We start from the raw sequence: 24133 nt of genomic DNA on the forward strand, positions 1-24133 counted from the left end.
CCCCGCTGGGTGAGCGGGGCGGGAGAGTTCACGCGGTTGGTGTATTTGCGTGAGGTGTTGTCTTGTGTTGTATGGCAGATTCATAATGCAATCGTGATGCCAATCAATTTGCCCGGGCATTATCCTGGATAAACTGCGATAGCGCACTACGGATAACTCTAATCGGGGGCAACACTTAACACGTTTGGTATTTTCCCCAACCCTTGGCGAGATCGACTTCCGTTACTGAGACCACCGTGTGGGCTTTCGGCATCATTGTCGCAAGGAATTTGCCATAAGCCAAATTCCCCCAACACGATGGAACGCGCGCTACCGGGTTGAGCTGTGGTGAATTCCGGCAACACCAATACTGTTGCCAAACTGCGTGTCGACCTGCGCGTCATTTATCTGAATCACAGACGGCGCCACACACAACCGCAAGCGGTTGGTGCCGTTTATCGTGGGCCGATTTGGGATCTCGGAACGCTGCGGCGTTTGCGGTTTTGGATTTGATTCACGCTGGGGGGTTTGCGCCGGGCGTCGGCGATCCGCTCGTTGAGTTGCTTGGACAGCTGTAGGGCCAACTCGGCGAACTCCGGCTTGTTGGCCAGATTGACCATCTCCTCTGGATCCGTTTCGTGGTCATACAGTTCGGCACCGGCTTCTCCGTCGGGCCCCCAGTGCGTGTAGCGGTATCGTGGCGTGCGAATGCTGTATCCGGAGTCGTATTGTGTCAGTGCTGAATCGCGTGGAGATTGTGTCGGATCTTTCAGCACCGGCACGAGGCTGACGCCGGGCAAGTAGTCCGGCGGCGTTAGACCGGTCATTTCGGCCAACGTGGGGTAGAAGTCGATCATTTCGGTGAGCGCACTGGTGCTGGCTCCTTTGGCCGTGACACCGGGGCCGGCGATGATCAACGGCACACGCGCCGCATTTTCAAAAAGCGTCGTCTTCTGATAATGACCATGTTCTCCCATGTGATATCCGTGGTCCGACGTAAACAACACGATCGTATTGTCCGACAACCCGGCTTCATCCAGCGCATCGAGTATGCGGCCGACTTGGGCGTCGGCGAAGGTGATCGAGGCGTAATAGGCTTGAATTGCTTGGCGAGCGAGTTTGTCAGGCAGGTTTGAGTTTTGCTTTTTTCGCCGAATCGCACGGACCGCTGGTTTGGGGAGTGTTTCCAGATAGCCGTCTGGGACAGTCGGCACGCGGATCTTGTCCAAGGGATACATGTCGAAGTATTTCTTAGGAGCCACGTAGGGCGTGTGCGGACGATAGAGTCCGACCGCTAAATAGAACTGCCGTTTGTCAGCCGAATACGTCTGCAACAATTCCGTGGCGTTCGTGGCAGCGATGCCGTCGGTCTGTTCTTCATCGGTCCCCTCAGCGGCCAACCAACTCATCGTTCCGCCGAACTGGCCCGGAATGAGACTGTAGATCATATCCTCTTCGTCTTTATCGCGACCGCGAGGATTGATGGTGTAATCCCAGGAGAACGGATCATCATGTCCGCTGGTGCCGATGTGCCGGGGGACGCCGTAATGATAGATCTTGCCGATTCGCGTGGCGAAATGTCCCTCATTGCGGAACATTTGTGACATCGTTTTTACATTCGGGACAGTTTCGCGAATGTAGACGCTGTTGCGATGAATTAAGGTCTGATCGGGATACAACCCGGTCATGAACGACGCGCGGCTGGGTCCGCACAATGGGTATTGGCAGTAGGCGTTAGAAAAACGGACGCCTCGCTGCGCCAACCGATCGATGTTGGGTGATTTGACTTGCGGATGCCCATAACAACCGAGATCGCAATTGAGGTCATCGCAAATCAAAAACAATACATTCGGTTTGTCGGCATCGGCGGCTGCGAGAGATCTGGCGTCAGCCACAATCGCGAACAACACGCCGAACAGAAGAACCAGGGGAACGCGCATCGCGAGAACCTTTCGACGGAGAATGACAAATAATCATTTGAAGACCTTCAACGGAATCGTTCCTCAGTCTGTGAAGTCGCCGCCAGTTTGTCAAATCTCCGCTGTCTGCGATAGAGCATTCTTATCGCCAGCAGAGCGACACAGGGTGCGAATAATCTATCAGTCCCTAACGCAAAAACCCCCGTCGCGACAACGTCGCAGACGGGGGTTCGATTCGGGTTGGGGTTAAAAGGAATCAACGCATTTATTTCAGAGCGGTGATTGCGCTGTTGCTATTCACTTGCACCTCCGTACTACGGGCTTCATTCAGTAACCGGTCGATGAATTTCTTGGCAGCGATGTAATCGGCGGCTGACATTTCAGCGACTTGAAACCGCAATTGCTCTCGCATGTAGGTGGCCAATTCGTTGACGTCGCGGTGCAGGTTGGTGCCGGCTCCCGATTCTTTTGTTGTGGGGTTAGCGAAGATTTGTTCAAAAGCGATGCGGTAGTCTTCGAACTGTGAGTCGAGCAGGACTTCCGGCCACTCAATTTCGCCGGTCAGGCGATTGAACTCGTCATCATCCAAACGATTCTCCGTCTTTTCGCGTGAGCTTTCTCCGCGTGCTTGGGGACGGCCTGGGCGGCTCAGTCGGGCGTTTTGACGTTCCCGCCATTGCCGTTTTAACTCGTACCGCGTTTCGACGCTCAACCGATGATTTTCGATGGCCTTTTGGCGAGCCTCTTCGAGGTTGATCAAGGCTTCTGATGTATTACGGTTGAATTCGCCCAATGAACGAATCACTTCAGCTTCGCCGACCAGCGGATCGACAACGAATCCTTCGTCGATCGGGGCGAATGGATCGCTCACAAATCCTACCCGCGGCCCGTAGCCATAATCATATCCGTAGTGACGGCCATAACGGTGCCCGCGGTGATGTCCGTGATGTCCGTGATGTCGACCGTGGTGACGGCCATGATGACGGCGGCCTTGCTGACCACGACGGCCGCCACCGCGACGTCCACCCGTTTTGGAATCGGCTTCGGCCACATTCAATAGTGTCAGGAGGCAAACAATAGCAGTCAGGTGAATGAGAGTTTTCATGGCATCCCTTTGGGGTCGTGATCGAGTCTGATTGTGGGTGGGGGAGAAAATGTTTTGTGTTTGCTCTACTCGGTAATGCCCGTTTCCAGCAGCGACACGCCACGGTTTGGCAATTTTTGGCAGAGAATTTTGATTTCGCCGGAGAAACCATTGTGTGGTCGTCAACCAGCTACGTCTCCAAGCGTAGTTCCGTCGCAAATGTTGCAGTGCGAATCCAAATAAATGCAGTGGCCAGCAGCCCCCCGAAGATGAAATCGCCGCAACCCCTTACCTTGATACGACATAAAGAAAACCGCCCGAATCAGAATTGATCCGGGCGGTTGAAGTTTTCACAAGTTTTGCGGTCGAAAGATTACGCTTTGGCGAACAGCAGTCCCTGGGCACCCGGTTGAGCGTCTTTCATCAGGAATCGCCATGTGCCGTTGTTGTACCAAGTGAAATAAGCTTCCAACTTGTCCGTTTCGCTCATCAGCAACGTCAGATTGTTTCCAGCCAACGTGTAGCGGCCAACGGACTTGTCGGTCTTCGAATCATGCACGTGGTAGAGCACAAAGCTCCCGTCGGCGTTTAGGGTCAGCTGAAACGTCGAATTATCCGGTGCGGTCGACCGCCATGTGCCAACGTGTGCCGGTGTCGATTGCGGTTGAACCGGGGCTTGCGGCGTTTGTTGTTGAACCTGCCGTTGTTGCGTCTGCGGCTGTTGGGCCGTTTGCCATTTCGTGTGGTTCCACAAGTCTTCGTTGTTGATCGCCAAGTCAGCCAAGGTTTCGATGACTTGCTTCACTTCCGCCGGATTCAGGCCGTCGTTTTCCAAGGCTCGGCAAACGTAAATCCGCCGGGTCTTTTCGCTGTAGGCAAAGTGAATCGGGCCGTATTGATGGTTAAAATTCAACATCTTCTGCATTTTTTCAGCAGGAATCGATACGCCTTCTTGCAGCGTGTTCAGCGACAGGGTGACCCAAAATTGGGCCTTGTTGGGGCTGATTACGAATGCGTAAGGCAGGTTCCATTCCCCTTTTTTCAAGGTGGTCTTGAAGACCCCGTCGCCCAGATCCTCGGATTGATACCCCATCAGCATCAGGAAATTCGGGATTTCCGCAGGTTCCAACGCCCGGCTTTGTGGTTGCGTTTGGGTGGGTGGTTGTTGCGGGGGTACGGGTTGCACCGGAGTTTGTTCCGGCGGACTTGGTGGTGTTGCGGTTTGTGGTGGCGCGGGATTGAAGACTTGTTTCAAGCTGTCGGAAGAAAACAGGTCGTCCGCTGCGGGAGTTGATGTCGCCGTGCACAACAGGGCTGTGGCAACGCAAACGGTGGTCGTCAGTCGAATGAAAATTTGTCGCATGGGGTTCACCTCGTTGGGGGTTTGGGTCTGTCGGTTTTTGGTTTTGTTTGTGGTGAGGAGCAACTGTTTGCTCCCTCTACCCAGTGAAGCGGAGTGACCCCAAAAGCGTTACAAGACATCTTGAAACCGACTGATACCCGAGAGGTGAATTCGCCGTAAGCGACTATGCGACAATACATTACGAATCGCCAACTAAATCAATGAGTGCGTGCGTTTGCTACACGATCGGGGCGGTGCAGCGCACAAGAAGCCGTCGTTGCGGGGTGAATTGCCGGCTACTGGCGTAGGAACTCACTAAGCGCAGCCGCATGCGGCGTTATTCCGCTGGGGGCGTCCAACGGATGTTACAGACGGGTAGGACTTTTTGAAGTTCATTGATCCCGGCTTGCGTGACATGAGTTTTTTCAACGTGCAGGTCTACAAGGTTGGTCAACCTGCGAAGATGCTCAAGTCCGACATCACTAACTTGGGTGTTATTCAGTGTTAAGCGTTGCAAGTTGGTCAGCTTGCCGAGTTCCTTGAGACCGCCATCATCGACGCGAGTGTTGCTGAGGTACAAACCATCAAGGTTCGTCTGCCCGCGAAGATGCGCAAGCCCTGCATTGCTGATTTGAGTATCGCTAAGATTAAGGCTAAAAAAATTAGTCGTCCCGCAAAGTCGCTCAAGCCCCACATCGCTGACCCGAGTGTTTGTGAGATTGAGGACCTCAAGGTGAGGCAGTCCACTAAGATACTTAAGACCGGCATCGCTGATTTGAGTCTCTGCAAGTGAAAGTCCTTCAAGCTGGGGCAACCCCTGCAGACGATTGAGCCCCGCATCGCTGATATGTGTATTCTCAAGGGATAATGTCTCAAGGTGTGGCAGCTCTTGTAGATGCTCAAGACTCGCATCACGAATAGGGAAATAGCTGAAATCCACGTCTCTGACTCGGTGGAAAATTTCCAAAGACCGATCAGGCACTACTCCCGGTATCCAGGCAGGTCGAACAACCACCTCATAAGTGGTTCCGTGGAGTCGTTCAATCTCTGCGACCGCCGTTTGATTGCGGTGATACGGTAACCAAACCGTCAACGCTCCCCCACCGATTAGTAACACCACGGCCATGAACAAAAACGTGCCCGTGCGCGGCAGTCGGCTTTGGATGGCGGAGGCGGTCATGGAAATCCTCTCCTGTGTCCGTAACTCGGCGTTATTCCGCTGGGGGCGTCCAACGAAGGTCACAACCGTGCAGGGATAACCGTAGTTTCCAGTATCCATCTTGCGTGACTTGAGTGTTGCTGACAGAGAGGTATCTGAGGGTCGTCAGTTTACAGAGCGACTCGACCCCGATGTCGCCGACTTGTGTGTTTTTCAGCGAGACGGCCACAAGATTGTTCAATCCGCTGAGATGCGTAAGTCCTGTACCAGTGACCTGAGTATCATCCAGCGAGAGGAGTTGAAGTTTGGTGAGACCTTGCAGATGCTCAAGTCCGGCGTCAGACACTTGCGTGTTTTTCAGGCTCAGCCATTGCAGGTTGGTCAACTCCCGCAGGTGCTCAAGCCCGGCATCAGTGACTTGGGTCTGATCCAGTGAGAGGTCCCAAATCTTTTTCCGTTTTCGCAGTTGCTCAAGCCCCGCGTCGCCGACTTGTGTGTTGTTGAGAATCAGAATCTGCAGGTTGGTCAATCTGCTAAATTGCTCAAGCTCAGCATCACCGACTAGGGGACCGGTCAAATTGATTGCGTCGATTCGCTCGAAGTGGAGCAAATATCCATCATCGACTGCCTCAGGAATCCAGCGGGGACGCACAATAGCTGAGCGTGTGAATCCCCCCAGTTTATCAATTTCAGCGATTGCCACTTGTTCGCAATGATACGGCCACCAAACAGCCAGAGCGGCCCCCCCCACCGACAACAGCACGACGATGAGCAGAATTACGCGTTTGCGCGGCAGTCGGCGTTTGGGGGTGGATTCGGTCATGGGAAACGCTCAAGAGTACTAGTGGTTCGGCGTTATTCTATTGGAGGTGTCCAATTGATGTAACAATCTGGTAAGGCTTTTTGGAGTTTCTCGATTCCGGATTTTGTCACTTGGGTATTTTGGACAGATAGAGCTTTAAGACTAGTGAGTCGGTGGAGATGAACTAGTCCGGCATCACTAACTTGGGTAATTTTGAGCACCAGCTCTCTAAGTTGGGTCAGGTCGCGAAGTTGTTCAAGCCCGACATCGCTCACTAGTGTATTGCCGAGATGCAGTGACTTGAGGTTTGTCAGGCTGCCCAGATGCTCAAGTCCCGCATCGCCGATTTGGGTGTTATTGACGTACAGCCATCCCAGGTTGGTCAAGCCGCTGAGATGCTCAAGCCCAGCGTCGGTGATATTAGAGTCTGTCAGACGCAGTTGTTTCAGTTGGGTCAGTCCGTCGAGATGCTTCAGAACGACATCACTAAGGTGGGTCTCAGATAAGTTAACTCTCTCGACTCTCTTAAACACTACCAAGTACTCATCATCCACGGTATTTGGAATCCAGAAGGGACGAATGATCCTTGAATCCGTTGACCTTCCGATACGTTTCACCTCAGCCATCGCCGTTTGATTGCGATAATACGGCAACCACACCATGAACGCCCCACCTCCAACCAACAAAACCACAGCAATGAGCACCAGTGTACCCGTGCGAGGCAGACGGCTTTTGTTGGTGGTTTTGGTCATGGGAAACGCTCAAGCGTGTTCTTGGTTCGGCGTTATTCTGCTGGTGGTGTCTATCGAATGTAGCAAGGACAGGCTTGTTTGAGTTTATCGATCCCGGCTTGCGTCACGTGAGTGTTTTCGAGTGAAATCTGAATGAAGTGGGTCAGCCCGTGAAGATGCTCAAGCCCCGCATCACTGATTTGTGTGTTGTTGAGCGATAGCTGATCAAGTTTGGGAAACCCATGAACATGCTCAAGCCCTGCATCACTTATTTGTGTGTTATCGAGCGATAGCTGTACTAGTTGGGGCAATTTTTGAAGATGCTCAAGTCCAACGTCGCTGACTCGGGTATCGTTGAGATTTAGACTGTTTAGATTTGACAATCCTCGAAGATGCTCAAGCCCAGCGTCGCCGACGTGGGTATCATCGAGATCTAGATAAACCAAGTTGGTCAACCCCCGGAGAGACACCAGCCCCGAACCGCTGATCTGAGTGCCACCCAGCCGAAGTTTCGAAAGGTGATTCAGCCCTCGAAGCGACTCAAGCCCTGCATCACTGACTTGGGTATTGTTGAGATCTAGATCTTCGAGGTTGGTTAACCCTTGGAGATGCTCAAGCCCGGCATTGCCGACCGGGGTGTTGTTGAGCCGCAGAGTTCGTAGTTGTTTCAATCCCCCGACGTGCTCCTGTCCCGTATCGCTGACTTGGGTGTTCGATAAATTGACAAGAATAACTCTGTTGTAAACGGCCAAATTCTCGTCGCCAATCGACTCTGGAATCCAGCGGGGACGAATGATTTCTGATTTAGACCTACCGCCCAGCCGATCAATTTCAGCAAGTGCCTGCTGTTCTCGGTAGGCCGGTCTCCGCAGCGTCAACACGACCCCGCCGATCAGCAACACCACAGCAAAAAGCAACATGATGCTCGTGCGCGGGAGGCGGCTTTTGGGGGTGGTTTCGGTCATGGGGCACGCTCAATTGTGTTCGTGGTTCGGCGTTAATCTGCTGATTGTATCCAATCGATAATGCAATTGGGGTGAGTTTCCTTGAGTCTTTCAATCCCGGCCTTTGTAACCTGGGTGTACTCCAGTGATAGACTCTTAACGTTGGGCAGTTCCCGAAGATGCTCAAGTCCCGCATCACTCACACGGGTATAATCGAGGTCCAGGTTTGTAAGTTCTGTCCGACCTTTGAGACCTTCCAGCCCCGCGTCAGTGACTTGAGTATTGTTGAAGGAGAGGCAATGTAGTTGGACTAGCCCTCGGAGTCGTTCAATTCCCGCATCAGTGACTTGGGTATTGTCGAGGTACAAATTGTTAAGCTTGGTGAGTCTGCGGAGATGGACCAGCCCGGCATCGCTAACTCGGGTCCCGTCGAGTGACACCCAGTAAAGGTTAGTCAGTCCTCGGAGGTGTTCCAGCCCTGCATCACTGACTCGGAGATCGTTGAGAGAAAGATTAAAAAGACTGGTCAATGCTTGAAGATGTTCAAGCCCTGCATCATCAACTTGTGTGTTACCGAGCCAAAGAGTTCTAAGATTCTTCAGTCCTTGGAGATTCCTGAGCCCAGCATTACTGACTTGAGTATCAGATAAATCAACGTAATCGACTCTCTCGAACACCCACAAATACTCGGTGTCCACCACATCTGGAATCCAAGCAGGACGGATGATCTCTGATTGAATTTCTCCTCCAAGATTTTCAATCTCAGCAATCACCGTTTGTTCACGATGATACGGCAACCACACCATCAATGCTCCACCACCGATCAGCAACACCACAGCAAAAAACAACATGATGCTCGTGCGCGGCAGACGGCTTTTGGGGGTGGTTTCGGTCATGGGGTTGATGGCCTCCAGTGAATCTGGCATTCGGGAAGAGCAGCCTGTAGTCTCTTGAAACCTGTTTCCGTGACATGTGTGTGATGAAGCCATAAAACGTGCAGGTTTTTCAATCCTCGAAGGTGTTCCATACCAACGTCACCGACCGGTGTGTTGTGCAACGATAATTGCGAACAGTCTGTCAACCCTCCGACGTACCCTAAGCCTACATCGCCCACTTGCGTGTTATCGAGCCACAGGATTTTAAGATTCGTTAGCCCTTGGAGATTCCCGAGATCTGCGTCAGTGATGTGAGTCTCGGTTAAGTCAATGTGGTAGACCCTTTCGAACAGTGGCATTATTTCACTAGCCACCACGTCTGGAATCCAGAGTGGAGGTGTAAACTCCGACTCCGTTCGTCCACCAAGTCGTGCAATCTCAGCAATGGCTGTCTGATTGCGGTGATACGGCACCCACACCATCATCATGCCACATCCGACAAGTAAAACGATGGCGATGACCACCAACGTGCTTGTGCGCGGCAGGCGGCTTTTGTTGGTGGTTTTCGTCATAGTGAACGCTCAATTGTGACAGTGGCTACCCCCGGCAGATTACCGTCGGGGGATGGCGAGTAGGTCGTGGTAGCGGCGGTAGGCCTCGTCCCAGGCGTCGACGTTGTCGGGTTGGTAATGCTTCAACTCGACCGAGCGGGCGACGACTTTGCGGATGTCGGACAGACTGCCGACGGCTCCGTCGGTGCGGGCTTGGATGAGGACGTTGCCCAAGGCGGTTGCTTCGACCGGTCCGGCGACGACGGGGCGGCGACAGGCGTTGGCGGCGAATTGGCAGAGCAAGGCGTTTTGCGTGCCGCCGCCGACGATGTGGATCACTTCGGTCGTCACGCCGGTCAGTTCTTCCAGCCAGCCGAGCACCATGCGGTATTTGAGTGCGAGACTTTCCAGAGCGCAGCGGACGATTTGCCCTTCGGTTTCCGGTTCGGGCTGTCCGGTGCCGCTGCAATAGGCGGCAATGGCGGTCGGCATGTCGTCGGGCGCGAGAAAAGCGCTGTCGTCGGGATCGAGCAGTGAGCGAAATGGCTGCGCGTCGCGGGCGAGGTTTTGCAATTGCTCGTAATCCAACGACTTGCCTTGTTGGGCGAATGACCGGCGAGATTCCTGCACCAGCCATAATCCGGCGATGTTTTTCAGCAGCCGGTAGGTGCCATCGATGCCCCCTTCGTTGGTGACATTCAATTCCAGCGCGCGGTGCGAAACGATTGCTTCGGGAACTTCGACACCCATCAATGACCACGTGCCGGAGCTGATGTAGGCCCAATTCGGTTGCCCAGTGTGTTGGGTGGGGATGGCGGCGATGGCGGCGCCGGTGTCGTGTGTTGCCGGAGCGACGACGTTGATCCGCCCCAAGCCGGTCTTATGCGCGACTTCACCGCGGAGCGTCCCCAACTTCGTCCCAGTGGGGACGATTTCGGGAAAGATATTGGTTGGGATTTCAAATTTGCGCAACAATTCGTCGGCCCAGGTGCCGGTGTTGGGGTCGAGGCATTGGGTCGTGGTGGCGTTGGTGAACTCGATGACCTGACTGCCGGAGAGCAACCAGTGAAAAAAGTCGGGCATCAATAACAGTCGCTCGGCAGCATCGAGAATTCGCGGCTGCGCATGCCGCATGGCGACCAATTGGAACAACGTGTTGAACGGCAGAAATTGCAGGCCAGTTTGTTCAAAGATTTTGTGCCGGGGAACGTGGGACAAGGCCACGTCCATGATGTTGTCGGTACGGGCGTCGCGGTAATGGTAAGGAAGTCCCAGCAGTTCATCCCCCTGCCCCAGCAGCACATAGTCGACGCCCCAGGTATCGACGCCGACCGAGACGATGTCTTTTCCGAATTTTTCCGCGGCGATGGTGAGTCCGTGTTGGATTTCATTCCAAAGCGCCAGTACGTCCCACCGCAATGTTCCGGCGACGTTGACAGCTCCGTTGGGAAAGCGGTGCAGTTCTTCCAGGGTGACTTGGCCATTTTCGACATGACCGGCAATCACGCGGCCACTTGCCGCTCCCAGGTCGACGGCAAGGTAACAAGGGGTGGACATGGTGTAATCTTTCCGTTGTGAATTTTGAGGCGAGCGGCGGCAAGGAATTGTGAATTTCTGACGCAGGTTTCATGAATTTGGAACGTTGATCATATCGCAGCCCGCAAAAGGCTGTCTAGCGCGTAGCGCGGTTTGTGTGTTGGGCGAATCGAATTCTTGGGGTGGATGGATTATGATGCCGGGGCTGTGAGGGGAGATAGGGACGTTGGTTTAGCGTGCGGCCCTCACCCCGGCCCTCTCCCAGGGGGAGAGGGGGAAAGATAAAAAGGAACGGCCTGGATCTTGCTGAACGGGCGTTGCAATAACTTGGTTGGAGAACATTATGAAGTTTTACGGAAAAGCGGCGCTCGTGACAGGGGCGTCTTTGGGGATTGGGCGGGCGGCAGCGATTGAGTTGGCGCAGCACGGCGCCAATGTGGCCGTGAATTACCGCAGCAGCGAAGCCGAAGCGCAAGAGGTTGCCGACGAAATTGAAAGCCTGGGTCGCAAGGCATTGCTACTGAAAGCTGACGTCGCCGATCAAGCGGCAGTGGAAGGGATGGTTGCGAAAACGGTGGAGGCGTTCGGCAGTTTGGATCTGTTCGTCTCCAATGCCGCCTACAGCGACCGGCAGTCAATGATCGATGCCGACATGGCAGGATTTCACCGTACAATCGACGTGACGATGTGGGGCGCCGTTTATGGAGTGCGCGCGTCGGCCTTGCAGATGATTAAACAGGGAGGCGGCGGTTCGATTGTGGTCGTCAGTTCGCCGCATGCGGCTTTGGCGATTCCCGATTCCATGGCCTACAACATGGCCAAGGCGGCCATCGACCACATGATGCGGACAGCCGCGATCGAATTGGTCGACCATCGAATTCGCGTAAACGCCATCTATCCCGGCTGGATCGATACTCCCGGCGAACGGAAATTCTTTTCCGAAGAACAACTCGAAGCGGGTGGCAAAGCCCTGCCGTGGGGTCGTTTGGGGCGTCCCGAAGAAATCGCCAAGGGAATCGCGTTTATGCTGAGCGATGATGCGGAATACATGACCGGCAGTATCATGTCGATGGAAGGGGGCGTGATGTTGCCGTGGTGGTCGAATCGCGCAGATGGGGAAATGTAGTGGTTCGATTGTGATGGGCGGCGTTGGTATGCGGCGCGACCCCCCGGCAAAGCCGGGGGGTCGCGCGTGAACGGGGTGCCCTAAATTCCCGGCACGGGGAAATCACTGGCGAACGATTGGATTTCGCCGCGGACTTTGGCGATCACCGCTTCGTCTTCGGGTGCTTTGAGGACTTCCAGAATCCAGCTGCCGACTTTTTTCATGTCGTCTTCCTGCATCCCCCGAGTGGTGAGGGCAGCGGTGCCGATGCGGATGCCGCTGGGATCGAGCGGTTTGCGTTTGTCGAAGGGGATCATATTTTTATTCACGGTGATCCCCGCGCGATCCAGCGATTTTTCGGCGATTTTTCCGGTGAGTCCAATGGCGGTCACGTCGGCCATCATCAGATGGTTGTCGGTCCCCCCCGACGCCAACGAGATGCCGCCGGCCAGCAAGACTTCGGCCAGCACTTTGGCGTTGGCAACGATTTGTTGCGCATAGGTCTTAAATTCCGGCTGCGCGGCTTCGTGGAAACAGACCGCTTTGCCGGCGATGATATGCACCAACGGCCCGCCTTGAATGCCGGGAAAAATCGTGCGGTCGATGTCTTTGGCGTTCGCTTCTTTGGTGAGAATAAATCCCGAACGCGGACCGCGGAGCGTTTTGTGCGAGGTGGAGGTGACGTAATCGGCGACCTCGACCGGATTGTTGTGCACTCCGCCGGCGACGAGTCCTGAATAGTGCGCCATATCCACCATCAACAATGCACCGACTTCACGGGCAATTTCCGCGAATTTCGGGTGATCGATTTCTCGCGGGTAGGCGCTGGCACCGGCAATGATCAATTTCGGTTTATGTTTACGGGCTAAAGCGGCCACGTTGTCAAAATCGATCAGGTTATCCGATTCCCGTACTCCATAGTGGACAGGATTATAAAGTTGGCCTGAGAAATTCAGGTGCATACCGTGCGTGAGGTGTCCGCCGTGCGCCAAGTCCATAGCGAGGTAAGTATCGCCCGGCTTGAGCACAGTGAGATAGACCGCCATGTTGGCCTGCGAGCCGGAGTGCGGCTGGACGTTGGCATGTTCGGCGCCAAAGAGTTTGCAGACACGGTCGCGGGCGAGGTCCTCGATGACATCGGCGTATTCGCAACCACCGTAATAACGGCGGCCGGGGTAGCCTTCGGCGTATTTGTTCGTCAGTACGGTTCCGGCTGCTTCCAAAACGGCGGCCGAGGTGTAGTTTTCCGAGGCGATCAATTCCAATCCATCCCGCTGACGTGTTTGTTCGTCTTGGACAGCTTGATAGATTTCGGGATCGGTGGTTTGTAGTGCGGACATCGAAAAAAACTCCGTGGTAAAAAAACGACGAACGCCGTGCGGGGCGTATTTGGCAGGAACCAAGCGTTGATTTTGAGCGAGCGAGCGCCAATCGTAGCTACGTGCAGGCTGGTTTTCTACCCGCCGGGGCCGGTTTGTGGACAGGACCGGCTTGCTCATTGGCAAGCGGTGCCGGACGGGGCGAAAAAACCTGTTGATCCGGCCACTCGGGGCTGTTTCGAGTGCTAAGATTACAATGGACCGGCCTATTCTGCCGGACGCTTTCTCGACGGCATTTTCGAAAGTGAATGACGGATGACGCAGCCTACCGAGGCACAATTGCAGGCGAATTTGCAGGAATTGGCGGCAAATATGCGACAAATGTCGCTCAATGCCGACGAAGAAGCGGCCCGCTGCAATGCTGCGCTGGCGTCGATACATCCGGAAAATGTGACCCCAGTGGCATTTGCGGAATTGAAAAATGTGACACGGGACTTGAGTGCGATCTACGTCACGTCGCTGGTAAATTTGGCCGACAATCTCGAAGATTTGGCCGCCAGCATCGGTTGGGATGCCCAGGAATAGGAAGTCGTGCATTTAGGCTGTAGACTTTCGTTGGCAGGCTGTAGACTTTAGGACTTAGGCAGTCGGTTTGATCGGTGACCGCCTGCCGAGTCTCCAACAGCCGTTCGGTGAACGCACGCGATTACTTCCTCAAGCCTACGGTCCAAAGCCTAAAGCCTATTTCTTCCATGTCCGAGAACTCCGCTGATCTCACCCCCACTCCCCCCGCGCATGATGGCGTTTTGGCCGAGGAACGGCTTTCGTTCACAGGCACTTTGGCCTCGATGACGCACCAGCAGGCGCATGAACTGACGGAGAAAAACGGCGGCGTCGCCACCGCCAGCGTGAGCCGATTGACGACGATGTTGGTCATCGGCGAAGAGGGTTGGCCTCTGGAGGAAAATGGGAGTCCGTCGCTCAAACTACAACAAGTGTCGGAATGGCAGCACGAAGGGGGGGCGATCCGAATTGTGCAGGAATCGGACTGGCTCGAGATGTTGGGGTTGGATCGTCGCGACGACGAGGTGCACCGCCAATATACGCCGGCGATGCTCAGCCAATTGTTGGACGTACCGGTTGGCGTGATTCGCAGCTGGGAACGGGCGGGATTGATTCGCCCGGTTCGCCGCGTTTTCCGTTTGCCGTATTTCAATTTCCAAGAAGTCTCCGGTGCAAGACGGTTGGCCGAGATGATCGCCGACGGGGTTTCTAAAGCTGAGATCCAAGCGGGACTGGCGAAACTCAAACATATTCTGCCCGACATCGATCAACCGCTGCTACAACTGGAACTCTTGGCCCGCGACAAACATGTCGCTTATCGCGACCACGGCGGATTGGTCGAAACGGTCAGTGGGCAACGGTTGTTGGATTTCGATGTTCCGGAGACCCCGACCGCTAAAAAAGAACCGACTCCGGCAGATGACACGTCGCGCAACGTCCAGACGCATTGGACGGCGGACGATTGGTTCGAGGCGGCTTGCCGACATTTGGAAGACCAGCAGTTGAATGAAGCGGTCGAAGCATTTCGACTCTGCTTGATCGACGATCCCCATCGTCCGGACGCCAATTTTCAACTGGCCGAGGTGCTTTATCGGCTAGGACGGATTGACGGTGCGCTGGAACGGTATCACGTTGCCGTCGAGTTGGACCACAATTATCTGGAAGCCTGGACGCAACTGGGTTGTCTGCATGCCGAACGTGGGGAACCGCAAGCTGCGCTGGAGGCCTTCGATGTCGCCTTGGATGTGCATGCGGAATACCCGGATGCGCATTTGCACAAAGCGGAGATCCTGCAACAGCTGGGCCGGATTGAGGAAGCCATCGAACATTGGCAGACGTATCTCAAATTCGACACGCGCGGCCCGTGGGCGGATAATGCGCGGCGGCGATTGGAAGCAGCCGGCGTGCCGGTTGAGTGATCGGTGGTATTGAGATGGGGTGTTTGTCGACTTTGCGCGGCTGCGCTGGAGTCGGCATTGGGATGGGGGGAAGACTCACCTTTCTTCGCAGTGAGCAGCAATGGTAGTCGTTTCTGTTCATGCGGCTTGCTGGTTTAGGAGCGTTTGAATTGCGGCTTCTTGTGCCTGCGGCCCACCGATTGCTTTGCAATCGGTGCTACCCTTTTTTGAATTGAGATGGCGCTGATCTTGATTGGATTTTGCTTGCCGAGCTTGATCACGGGATACCTGATCAAAAAGACAGTTGTTGATTTGTTGAGCGACCGTTATCTTTTGCGTCACCGTGGTACTGATGATTGATAAGCCACGGCGGTCGTCATGGATGCACATTGCCTTGCGGTAAGTTGCGACGGAGTTTTTTTCCGGAGACGATCACGGAGTTCACCGAGCAGGAATGCTCTCAGACAAAAGGTGCTCAAGGATGAGCTACTTGAAACTCTACAATCCCGACGCGGAATATTCAGGCGGCAACAGTGAGCCGCGGATCCTGAAATTCGAAACGAGCGTCCATCAAATTCGCAGTCCGTTTCAATTCGACGTGCTGTCCCGCGCGAGCGTGATCTACAAAAATAAGAACTGTCGCCATTGCGGAGCGCCGGCTGTGACGCCGGTCGAGAGCGAAGACATCATGCTCAGCCGCGGCGGACTGCCGATTCCCGGTTCGGGCACATTGGTTGGCTTTCGCTGCGACAGTTGCAGCAAACAATGGCCGGCCTGATTCGCACTCCGGCAATCGCCCGCCAATATTATGCGACGTTTCGCTAGCGGAATGAAATCGGTAGCATACGTAGGAGCTTCCGCGCGATAGCGGAAGTCCATCCGTTACGTACCTACGCCGAGGAAGTCCGCATGCCGCTGATCTTGCGCCAACTGTTTCTGTTCGCTTCCACTCTGGGTTTGTGCTGGCAAACCGCCGTCGCCGGAGATTGGCCGCAGATTCTCGGCCCCACGCGAAATGGCATCGCCCAGGATGAAAAACTGGCTGACAGCTGGCCCGCTGATGGTCCGCAGGTCGTGTGGAAACAAAAAATCGGCAGCGGCTTGGCTGGACCGGTGGTCGCTGACGGGCGCGTTGTATTGTTTCAGCGGATTGGTGACAACGATGTCGTCCAGGCCTACGATGCCCAAACCGGCAAGCCGGGATGGAAGAATCAGTTCCCCACCACGTTTCGCCCCTCGATCAATCCCGACGATGGTCCGCGGAGTATTCCGCTGATCCACAAAGACCGCGTGTATCTGTTCGGTGCTGCCGGCGATTTGCGGTGTGTGTCGTTTGCCGATGGCCAAGAGATCTGGGTGCGGCACACGCATAAGGAATTCGGCGCGCGGGAAGGTTACTTCGGAGCGGGCAGTTCACCGATTGTTGTGGACGATAAATTGCTGTTGAACGTAGGCGGATTTCGCGGACCGGCGGTCGTGGCGTTTTCGTTGGACAACGGTAAAACGCTCTGGAAAGCCGTCAAAGATACGGCCAGCTATTCGTCCCCCGTGGCAGCGACGATTCACGGCAAAGAGCAGGTGATTTTCATCACCCGCATGAACCTGGTTTCGCTCGATCCGGGCGATGGGTCGGTGCAATTCCAAATCCCCTTCGGTCGCCGCGGCCCGACAGTGAACGGGGCCAATCCGTTGGTGATCGGCAATCGTCTGTTTGCGACGTCGCACTACGGCGTGGGCGGCTTGATGGTGGAAGTGGGCGCCGGCGACCCCAAAACGATCTGGGAAAACGATGAGGCCCTCTCCAGCCATTACCCAACGCCGATTTACTACGAAGGATACCTGTACGGCATCCACGGCCAAGAACGGGCCAGCCCGCTGCATCTGCGGTGCGTCAACGCCAAGACCGGTCGCGTATTGTGGTCGGAAGACAATTTCGGCATCGGCACATTCATCATGGCGGACGGAAAACTGCTGATCACCAAACTGGACGGCGAAATCGTACTGGTTCAGCCCTCGCCCAAGAAATACACCGAACTATCCCGCGCACAAATCGGCCAATCAACAACCCGCGCACTGCCGGCGCTGGCGGATGGGAAGTTGTATTTGCGGGATGAACAGTTTTTGTATTGCGTGGATGTGGGGCGGTGAATGGGGGAGTTCGCACAAGAATCACCAGATACACTTAAGGCTATAATTGTCCATCCAAATGCTCGACGATCCACGTGGCCAAACGGAAAGCCAATGGTTAGATGTACTCGATTATCTAGCGGCTCGGTTCGAGGCGGCAACATCATCAAAGTTGCATGTTGGGAGATATTGGTGTGATGATGCCCCCGGTGATCAGTCGGCATCAATCACAGCCCGCATTCGATCACGCAGTCCACTCCCAGGAGTAGAATCTGACTACTGGGAAGCAGCGCTTTGTTACACAGGTAGGAAAAAAGGTGGATATGCAAATATTTATGCATTTCCATTCTTAAGAGAGTCGCCCGTAACTCGACGAGGCCGGTTGGCGGACGGTTTGCCAAATGATGAGGTTGACGAGTTTCGTTTGTGGCAATTCGATGATAATGAATTCGCTGACCGTGGATGGTGCTATCCTGACGGGAACGGCGAATGGTCGTGGATCCACAAGCCAGGAGACGAGTATCGGCAAAATCTTGATGTTCAAACCGCAGCTGATTGTTATGAATTCGAATCGCCGATAATCGTCCGTGTGAAAAGACGACCAGGAGTTGACTTCTTAGGCTTTGGGAATAGGGCTGCTCGATATTCACTTGTTCACGTCAACCGAGGTCGAGAACAAACGAACTTGGTTCCATGGAGCACTCGTCCGCCAAGGCCAAACTCAAAAGACGTAGTGACAGCAATGATTCCTCCGGAGCCAACGGATAGCATCGAATTGAATCTTCGAAATTTTCGGATTCGTGGTAGCTGGATTCCAGGACAGTATCACGTAGCCTTACGAATTCAGGGTGGCCAAGACTCTGACGGTTGGACCTATTGGTCTGAAATATCTAGTCCGTTTAGGCTCATTATCGAGTAAGGAAGACAGTAAATCACCGTAGGTATACATTGTTTCGGCGATACATCGATGCCCGCCACGGACAATTAAACTTGCCATTACTCCTCGGCACTGAGCACCAAACGATTGCCGTAGGGATCGTGTAGCCAACACTCCAGATTTCCCCAGGGCATGGCCTGCAGGGGCGTAACGTCGGCTTGCAGAGTCGTTAAATGTTCGTGAAGCGCGAAGATGTTTTCTACGAACAAGTAGCAGTTACACGGTGAGGATAACGTGGCATCATCGGAGACGATTTTTGCCAAATGGAGCTGCGCGCCGTTGTTGTCGAGCAGCGCATAATTCCAGGTCTCGCCGGTTTCATCGGCAGCGTCACGGTTGATAAAGCCCGCTTTGAAGCCGAGTGCGCGTTGGTACCAATCGATGGCGTCTTTGACGTTGGCGACGGCGATGACGGGGACGATTTGTTGGATGTTGGCGACAAATGACATCGTGATTCCCTATTGTATTCATCAAAGGTCATTGGGCCGCGACACAACAAGTCGCAATTGGCAATTGATGGCGGGTCGCGTGCGAAAGTGTCCGTATTTTTCGTCCCAGCGTCCCGACTCGATATCGCTGCTTAAGTCTCTGACAAAGCGCTCCTCACAACCGTCAGGAAGAAACTTCCATGCTGATTGGCAATTCCGCACCTCCTGTTTCAGAAATTCTTCGGGACGGCCATAGAGCGCCACCTGAAATTTGTCGCGACAGTTCAAAGAGACGGGAAAATCAATAACCTTGCATTCGCCGCCTACGGCATTTTGTACGACTTGAATTTCGGGGTATCGAGACCTTTCCACATCTTCCATTTCGGGGAGATAGTCCCTCAGCCAAAACTCAGTCTCGGCACAGGGATCAAAGGTCATGATGATCAGCGGCCCGGCAGTCACGCGTCTGACTTCGCGGAGACACTCGTTCAAATTTGGCCAGTGATGAATCGTTAGAATTGCTAGAGCGGCGTCGAATGATTCATTGTCAAACGGGATCGATTCTGCTGTTCCAATTAGTGCGGGACAAAGATTTTGCGGACGTTGACGTCTCATGGTTGCGGAGGGTTCGACGGCAACGACGTAACGGTCGGTTGGTTCGTATGAGCCCGTACCGGCTCCAATATTCAACACGCTCCGTGCGTCGCCAAGTTCAGACTCGATTTGCGCGAGAATCTCGGGATCCCCGCGGCGGTTGTGCTGATAACTCCCCCCAAACCGGTCATAATCGGAAACGGAGTCGCGCATCGTCAGATTCCATTCATCGCAATTGAAGTTTCGAGCGTCGCGATGCAATTTATGAGATCAGTTCGGCGATGGGTTTGCCGCCGTTGGCGATTTTCATGGGGCGTTTGCGCTTTGTCGTGTAGACGATATCCAGTGGGATGCCGAGGGCTTTGGAGACGGTGGCCCACAGGTCACCGGGGAGGTAGCTTTTGCCTTCGATGCCGATGCCGTCTTTGTCGGTGGCTCCGACGGTGATGCCGCCGGTTAAACCGCCTCCGCCGATGACGGCTGACCAACTGGCGGCCCAGTGGTCGCGGCCCACGTTTTGATTGATTCGCGGCGTACGACCGAATTCGCCCATGCAGACGATGACCGTATGCTCCAGCAGGCCGCGATCGGCCAAGTCAGCCGTCAGCGCCGCTAAGCCTTGATCGAGTGCGGGGAGACGTTGATCACGCAGGGCATCGAAGACCCCCATGTGCAGATCCCAGCCGCCGGAATTGACTTCGACGAATGGCACGCCCGATTCGACGAGTCGGCGGGCGAGCAGACAGCCGCGGCCGAAACCGTCGTTGCCGTACGCTTCGCGGATCTGTTCGGGTTCGTCATTGACTTTAAAAGCGGCCAGTTGCTGGGTGGTCATCAGGCTGACGGCTTTGTGGTAGACGTCGGCGTGATCTTGCGGCAGTCCGCCGCGGCCGGATTTGATGAAATTGGATTCGACCACGTTGAGCATCGACAGCCGGTTATTCAACCGCGACTTCGCCCAGCCCCCGCCGCCGGCGTTGCGGATGTTGCCGGAGCTGTCGACATTGAAGGCGGCGTTGGCCATGCCGAGAAATCCCGGTCCTTCGCTACCGCCGCCAATGGAGATGAAAGCGGGGATTTCGAGATTGGGTCGTTGTTCGCCCAGTTCCTTACTGACGACCGAGCCGAACGTGGGGTGCACGACGGTCGGATTGGGGACGTAGGCGGTGTGCATGTAATATCGTCCGCGGCCATGGTCCGCTTCGCGGGTGCTCATTGAGCGGATGAGCGAAAGGTGCTTCATCTGTTGGGCGGTTTTGGGCAGTGCCTCGGAGATTTTCATGTCCCCGGTGGTGGCGATGGGGGACAATTCGCCGCCATTTTTGCTGCCCGGTTTGAGGTCCCACATGTCGATCGTGGGGGGCCCCCCGCCGAGCCACAGCAGGATGCATGACTTTTGATTCTTCTTGATATCGGCGGCGTGCGCGTTGAGGTTGTTGATGAATTGTAGCGCGGGGAGCGTCATCGCCCCGGTCGAAAGGTGACGCATGAAATGCCGTCGCGACATGCCGCGGGGGATATTCGATTCGGAGCGTGCCATGGATATTCACCAATGAGAGTTGTGGGATTTTTGGTTGACTTCGAAGGCACTGGCGGGCAAGCCGCCAGTGGCACCCTTTTTGTGGGCGGTGTTAGTGGACCAGAATGAATTCGTTTGAGTTGAGCAGCGCCCAAAACAGGTCTTGGTAGCCGGTCAGTCGGTCGCTGGAACGGTTGATCAGTTGTTGGGCGGCTTTTTGTTCTTTGCCCAGCGGGCGGCGTCCGAGTGCGGTCAAATACAACGTCGTTATCTTCTTAGAATCGTTATCGGAATTCGCCAGGACTGAGTGGAGAAAACTCCCCTCTTTGGCGGAAACCGCATTTTCGATGAGTTCACCGTTCATCATCATCAGGGCTTGTGGAATCGAACCGTTGAACGATGTCGCTTCGTCGTTTTCGTCGGTGCCGAATGTCCGTACAAATTGTTGCAACCAATTTTGTCGCCGTTGTTTGGATTTTTCCAAATCGGTTTGCCCCGATTGGTGGGCGTTTGTGGCAACCAGTAGCGAATCGAACAACTGTTCGGCGTTCATCTGTTTCATATAAACGTGGCTGAACAGCGGCATTTCACCGATCGCCGGGTCATCGATTTTATTTTTGGGGCCAAATTTGCTGGAGAGGTTATAGGCCTCGGTATTGCAGATCCAACGCATCAGTTCGCGAACGTCGAAATTGTGCTTGGCAAATTCAATCGCCAACAGTTCCAGGACACGAGGATGGCTGGCCGGTTGATGTGGGCCCATGTCGTCCACCGGGCGTGTGAAGCCAAAGCCGAGGAAATGCCCCCAGAGACGATTCGCCAATGCATCGGCAATCATTGGCCGGGCACCGGAACTTTGTAGCGAGGATTCATCGACGGTGGTGACCAACTTGGCCAAGACTTCACGGCGATTGGTGTCCGCACCGGGATCGACCGTTTTGCCTTGGTACTTGGGATAGGCGACTTGCATCAGGCCGCTACGTTTCTCGAAATAGACGGGACCTTCGACGTTGCCCCGATTGACCAGTTCGGAATAGTCGTCGACCATCCGACCGGTGTCGGGATCGAGTTTGCGGTGGTCGATGCGACGGGCTTGGCGGAAGAAGCTATTGAACTCCCAAAACTGGTCCTGCTTCCATTTGTTGAATGGATGATTGTGGCATTGCGTGCATTGCACCTGAATGCCCATAAACAGCCGGGTGGTCTTGGCGGTCGCTTGGACAGCTTCATCCCGGGCCGTCATTTGTGCGAGCAGAAAATTGACCGCACCATTTTCTTCATAATGCCCTTCAGCAGAAATGATATCGCGGACGACTTCGTTCCAAGGCCGATTCTCTGAGAACGCCTGTCGGTAGAAGGATTCCATTCCCGTCCGGCTGGTACGGCGCGGTGTCTGACGGCCGATGCTGAGGTTGGTCCAGATCGTTGTCCAATTGTCGACAAAATCTGAACTGTCGATCAACTGATCGATCATCGCAGAACGTTTGTTTTTGTCCCGATCGGCTAAAAACGATTTGGTTTGTTCCAGCGTGGGAATGTGGCCGACCAGATCGAGATGCACTCGGCGGATCCATTCCGCGTCGTCCGCCTCGGCCGAAGGTCGGATTTCGTTGTCGGTCCAGGACTGACGAATCAGCGTATCGATTTCGGCAGCAATGCGAGCGGTCTCACCGGTGGCGCCGGTTGTATAGGGTTTCTTGCTCGTGGTGCGGCTGCGGAGCTTTGTGGAAGTTGGCGTATCGCCCTGCTCCTGCGATTTATCACGATCAGCCGCTGGGAGGGCTGCAGCGGACGCGATGAGCACGCAGAATGAAAATGCTAAGCCGCGGCGGCATAACATGCGGTTCGCTGATCGGAGGCAGTTCAGGATCACGAATCGTCTCACCTTATTTAAGGGTTGCTTGAGATCGCAAACAGAGAGTTCTGTCGTTTTATTGTAAGGGATGCGAGTGGCGAAAAACAGAGGAATTCGGGCCAGAGCTGACGCCCGACCACATTCATTTCCCCTCGTGCCTCCCGGCGTTACAGTACACCACAGCAATCCACAGTTTTTTTTCAGGAGCCCTTCGACAGATGTCCCCAATTTCCAGATTACGATATGTGAGCTTTACCGTTTTATTCGCCCTGGTGACTTCGCCGTCAGCCGCTGCGGAGACGTTTGAACCTTCGCCGGTTGAGACCGATGCTAACGGCGTGCGGTGGTTCGACGCACGCGTGTTTGGCATCGAGGGACAGGGGTGGACGGAGACCAAATCGCCGTTTGACCGGCTGCCGGCTAAGGCCGAAGGGGTGGTGCGGCCTCCTGTTTGGAATCTGAGTCGAAATTCCGCCGGCCTGTGCGTGCGGTTCAAGACCAATGCGGGCACGCTCAGCGCGCGGTGGGAGCTGACCTCGTCGCGATTGGCATTGGCGCACATGGCAGCCTCGGGTGCCAGCGGGTTGGATCTGTACGTCAAAACCGACGACGGCCAGTGGCGGTGGGCAGCCACGGGGATGCCCAAAGCGCAGAAGAACAGCGTCAAATTGATCACAGGAATTCCTGAGAAAGAGCGAGAATATTTGCTTTACTTCCCGCTGTATAACAGCGTCACTAAGGTGGAATTGGGATTTCCGGCAGGGAGCACGGTCGCCAAAGCCCAGCCTTGGTCGCGCAAACCGATTGTCTTTTACGGCACCTCCATCACCCACGGCGCCTGTGCCTCACGGCCGGGCATGGTGCATACGGCGATTCTGGGACGGCGGCTGGGGTATCCGGTGATCAATCTCGGGTTTTCGGGCAATGGTACGATGGATCCTGAAATTGGCGAACTGATGGCGGAGCTGGATGCCGCGGTCTATATCATCGACTGCCTACCAAATATGCAGTCCAAACAAATCTCGCAGCGCATTGAACCTTTGGTGAAACAACTGCGAGCTGCCCGGCCTGAGACACCGATACTGCTTGTCGAAGACCGCACCTACGCAAACGCGTTTCTCTATCCTAAAAAACAAACCCGGCATGCAGCGAGTCGCCGCGCGTTGCGAGAAGGCTATGAGCGATTGTCGGCTGCGGGGATCAACGGTTTGCACTATTTGCCGGGCGAGCATTTGTTGGGGGCGGATGGCGACGACACGGTCGACAGTTCTCACCCGACCGACTTGGGTTTCTATCGCCAAGCAAATGCGTTTGAGGAAGTGTTGCGGCCGTTGTTGTCAAAACAACAGTAGGCGAGACGTATCAA

At 54.8% G+C, this 24133-nt stretch carries 21 protein-coding genes; 6 read left to right on the plus strand and 15 right to left on the minus strand.

Translation table 11 applies throughout. The features are described 5' to 3' along the window. Positions 1-434: 434 nt before the first annotated feature. The 10 genes from CA54_RS23110 to CA54_RS23155 form a co-directional block, all read right to left on the minus strand. Positions 435-1919: a sulfatase gene (locus CA54_RS23110; RefSeq protein ID WP_146373322.1), complete on the minus strand. Its 1485-nt coding sequence runs from the start codon at positions 1917-1919 to the stop codon at positions 435-437. Between the two features lie 244 nt (positions 1920-2163). Continuing rightward, positions 2164-3003 carry a hypothetical protein gene (locus CA54_RS23115; RefSeq protein WP_146373323.1) on the minus strand — a complete coding sequence of 280 codons (840 nt, stop codon included), beginning with the start codon at positions 3001-3003 and terminating at the stop codon, positions 2164-2166. Between the two features lie 352 nt (positions 3004-3355). Next, complete coding sequence (locus CA54_RS23120; RefSeq protein ID WP_146373324.1) at positions 3356-4345, minus strand: type III secretion system chaperone; 990 nt, start codon at positions 4343-4345, stop codon at positions 3356-3358. A gap of 316 nt (positions 4346-4661) precedes the next feature. Beyond that, positions 4662-5504, minus strand: coding sequence for a leucine-rich repeat domain-containing protein (locus tag CA54_RS23125; protein ID WP_197532752.1), 843 nt, complete (start codon positions 5502-5504; stop codon positions 4662-4664). Positions 5505-5535: 31 nt separating this feature from the next. Continuing rightward, positions 5536-6306 carry a leucine-rich repeat domain-containing protein gene (locus tag CA54_RS23130; protein ID WP_146373326.1) on the minus strand — a complete coding sequence of 257 codons (771 nt, stop codon included), beginning with the start codon at positions 6304-6306 and terminating at the stop codon, positions 5536-5538. Positions 6307-6338: 32 nt separating this feature from the next. Then, positions 6339-7037 (minus strand): leucine-rich repeat domain-containing protein, encoded by a 699-nt coding sequence (locus CA54_RS23135; protein ID WP_146373327.1) that lies wholly within the window; start codon positions 7035-7037, stop codon positions 6339-6341. A gap of 50 nt (positions 7038-7087) precedes the next feature. Further along, positions 7088-7981: a hypothetical protein gene (locus CA54_RS23140; protein ID WP_146373328.1), complete on the minus strand. Its 894-nt coding sequence runs from the start codon at positions 7979-7981 to the stop codon at positions 7088-7090. A gap of 32 nt (positions 7982-8013) precedes the next feature. Further along, the gene (locus CA54_RS23145) at positions 8014-8856 is read right to left on the minus strand and encodes a leucine-rich repeat domain-containing protein (protein ID WP_146373329.1); all 843 of its coding nucleotides are present in this window, start codon (positions 8854-8856) and stop codon (positions 8014-8016) included. Beyond that, a complete protein-coding gene (locus tag CA54_RS23150; protein WP_146373330.1) occupies positions 8853-9407 on the minus strand; it encodes a hypothetical protein in 555 nt (184 codons plus the stop codon). Before CA54_RS23150 ends, CA54_RS23145 begins: the two co-directional genes overlap by 4 nt. Positions 9408-9446: 39 nt before the next feature. Continuing rightward, on the minus strand, positions 9447-10943 hold the full coding sequence (locus CA54_RS23155; RefSeq protein ID WP_146373331.1) for a rhamnulokinase: 1497 nt from the start codon (positions 10941-10943) through the stop codon (positions 9447-9449). A gap of 322 nt (positions 10944-11265) precedes the next feature. On the opposite strand from CA54_RS23155, the gene CA54_RS23160 reads away from it, so the two are divergent. Then, positions 11266-12048: an SDR family NAD(P)-dependent oxidoreductase gene (locus CA54_RS23160; RefSeq protein WP_146373332.1), complete on the plus strand. Its 783-nt coding sequence runs from the start codon at positions 11266-11268 to the stop codon at positions 12046-12048. Between the two features lie 80 nt (positions 12049-12128). Here CA54_RS23160 and CA54_RS23165 read toward each other — a convergent pair whose 3' ends face one another. Next, on the minus strand, positions 12129-13367 hold the full coding sequence (locus tag CA54_RS23165) for a serine hydroxymethyltransferase (protein WP_146373333.1): 1239 nt from the start codon (positions 13365-13367) through the stop codon (positions 12129-12131). A 294-nt stretch (positions 13368-13661) separates the two neighbouring features. Here CA54_RS23165 and CA54_RS23170 point away from each other — a divergent pair, with 294 nt between their 5' ends. From CA54_RS23170 to CA54_RS23185, 4 genes are all read left to right on the plus strand, one after another. Next, on the plus strand, positions 13662-13931 hold the full coding sequence (locus tag CA54_RS23170; protein WP_146373334.1) for a hypothetical protein: 270 nt from the start codon (positions 13662-13664) through the stop codon (positions 13929-13931). 167 nt (positions 13932-14098) lie between these two features. Then, positions 14099-15328: a tetratricopeptide repeat protein gene (locus CA54_RS23175; RefSeq protein ID WP_146373335.1), complete on the plus strand. Its 1230-nt coding sequence runs from the start codon at positions 14099-14101 to the stop codon at positions 15326-15328. Between the two features lie 460 nt (positions 15329-15788). Next, positions 15789-16085, plus strand: coding sequence for a hypothetical protein (locus tag CA54_RS23180; protein ID WP_146373336.1), 297 nt, complete (start codon positions 15789-15791; stop codon positions 16083-16085). A 131-nt stretch (positions 16086-16216) separates the two neighbouring features. Then, entirely contained in the window at positions 16217-17455 is a 1239-nt protein-coding gene (locus CA54_RS23185; protein WP_146373337.1) for an outer membrane protein assembly factor BamB family protein, read from the plus strand. A gap of 975 nt (positions 17456-18430) precedes the next feature. Here the strand turns inward: CA54_RS23185 and CA54_RS23190 are convergent. From CA54_RS23190 to CA54_RS23205, 4 genes are all read right to left on the minus strand, one after another. Further along, positions 18431-18820 (minus strand): VOC family protein, encoded by a 390-nt coding sequence (locus CA54_RS23190; RefSeq protein ID WP_146373338.1) that lies wholly within the window; start codon positions 18818-18820, stop codon positions 18431-18433. A 21-nt stretch (positions 18821-18841) separates the two neighbouring features. Further along, positions 18842-19606: a class I SAM-dependent methyltransferase gene (locus CA54_RS23195; protein ID WP_146373339.1), complete on the minus strand. Its 765-nt coding sequence runs from the start codon at positions 19604-19606 to the stop codon at positions 18842-18844. Positions 19607-19655: 49 nt separating this feature from the next. Continuing rightward, on the minus strand, positions 19656-20933 hold the full coding sequence (locus CA54_RS23200; RefSeq protein WP_197532753.1) for a DUF1501 domain-containing protein: 1278 nt from the start codon (positions 20931-20933) through the stop codon (positions 19656-19658). A gap of 91 nt (positions 20934-21024) precedes the next feature. After that, positions 21025-22752 (minus strand): DUF1549 domain-containing protein, encoded by a 1728-nt coding sequence (locus CA54_RS23205; protein ID WP_146373340.1) that lies wholly within the window; start codon positions 22750-22752, stop codon positions 21025-21027. A gap of 233 nt (positions 22753-22985) precedes the next feature. On the opposite strand from CA54_RS23205, the gene CA54_RS23210 reads away from it, so the two are divergent. Beyond that, a complete protein-coding gene (locus tag CA54_RS23210) occupies positions 22986-24119 on the plus strand; it encodes an SGNH/GDSL hydrolase family protein (protein WP_146373341.1) in 1134 nt (377 codons plus the stop codon). The last annotated feature ends 14 nt before the right edge of the window (positions 24120-24133 follow it).

Source organism: Symmachiella macrocystis (assembly GCF_007860075.1).
GTDB classification, from domain to species: Bacteria; Planctomycetota; Planctomycetia; order Planctomycetales; family Planctomycetaceae; genus Symmachiella; species Symmachiella macrocystis.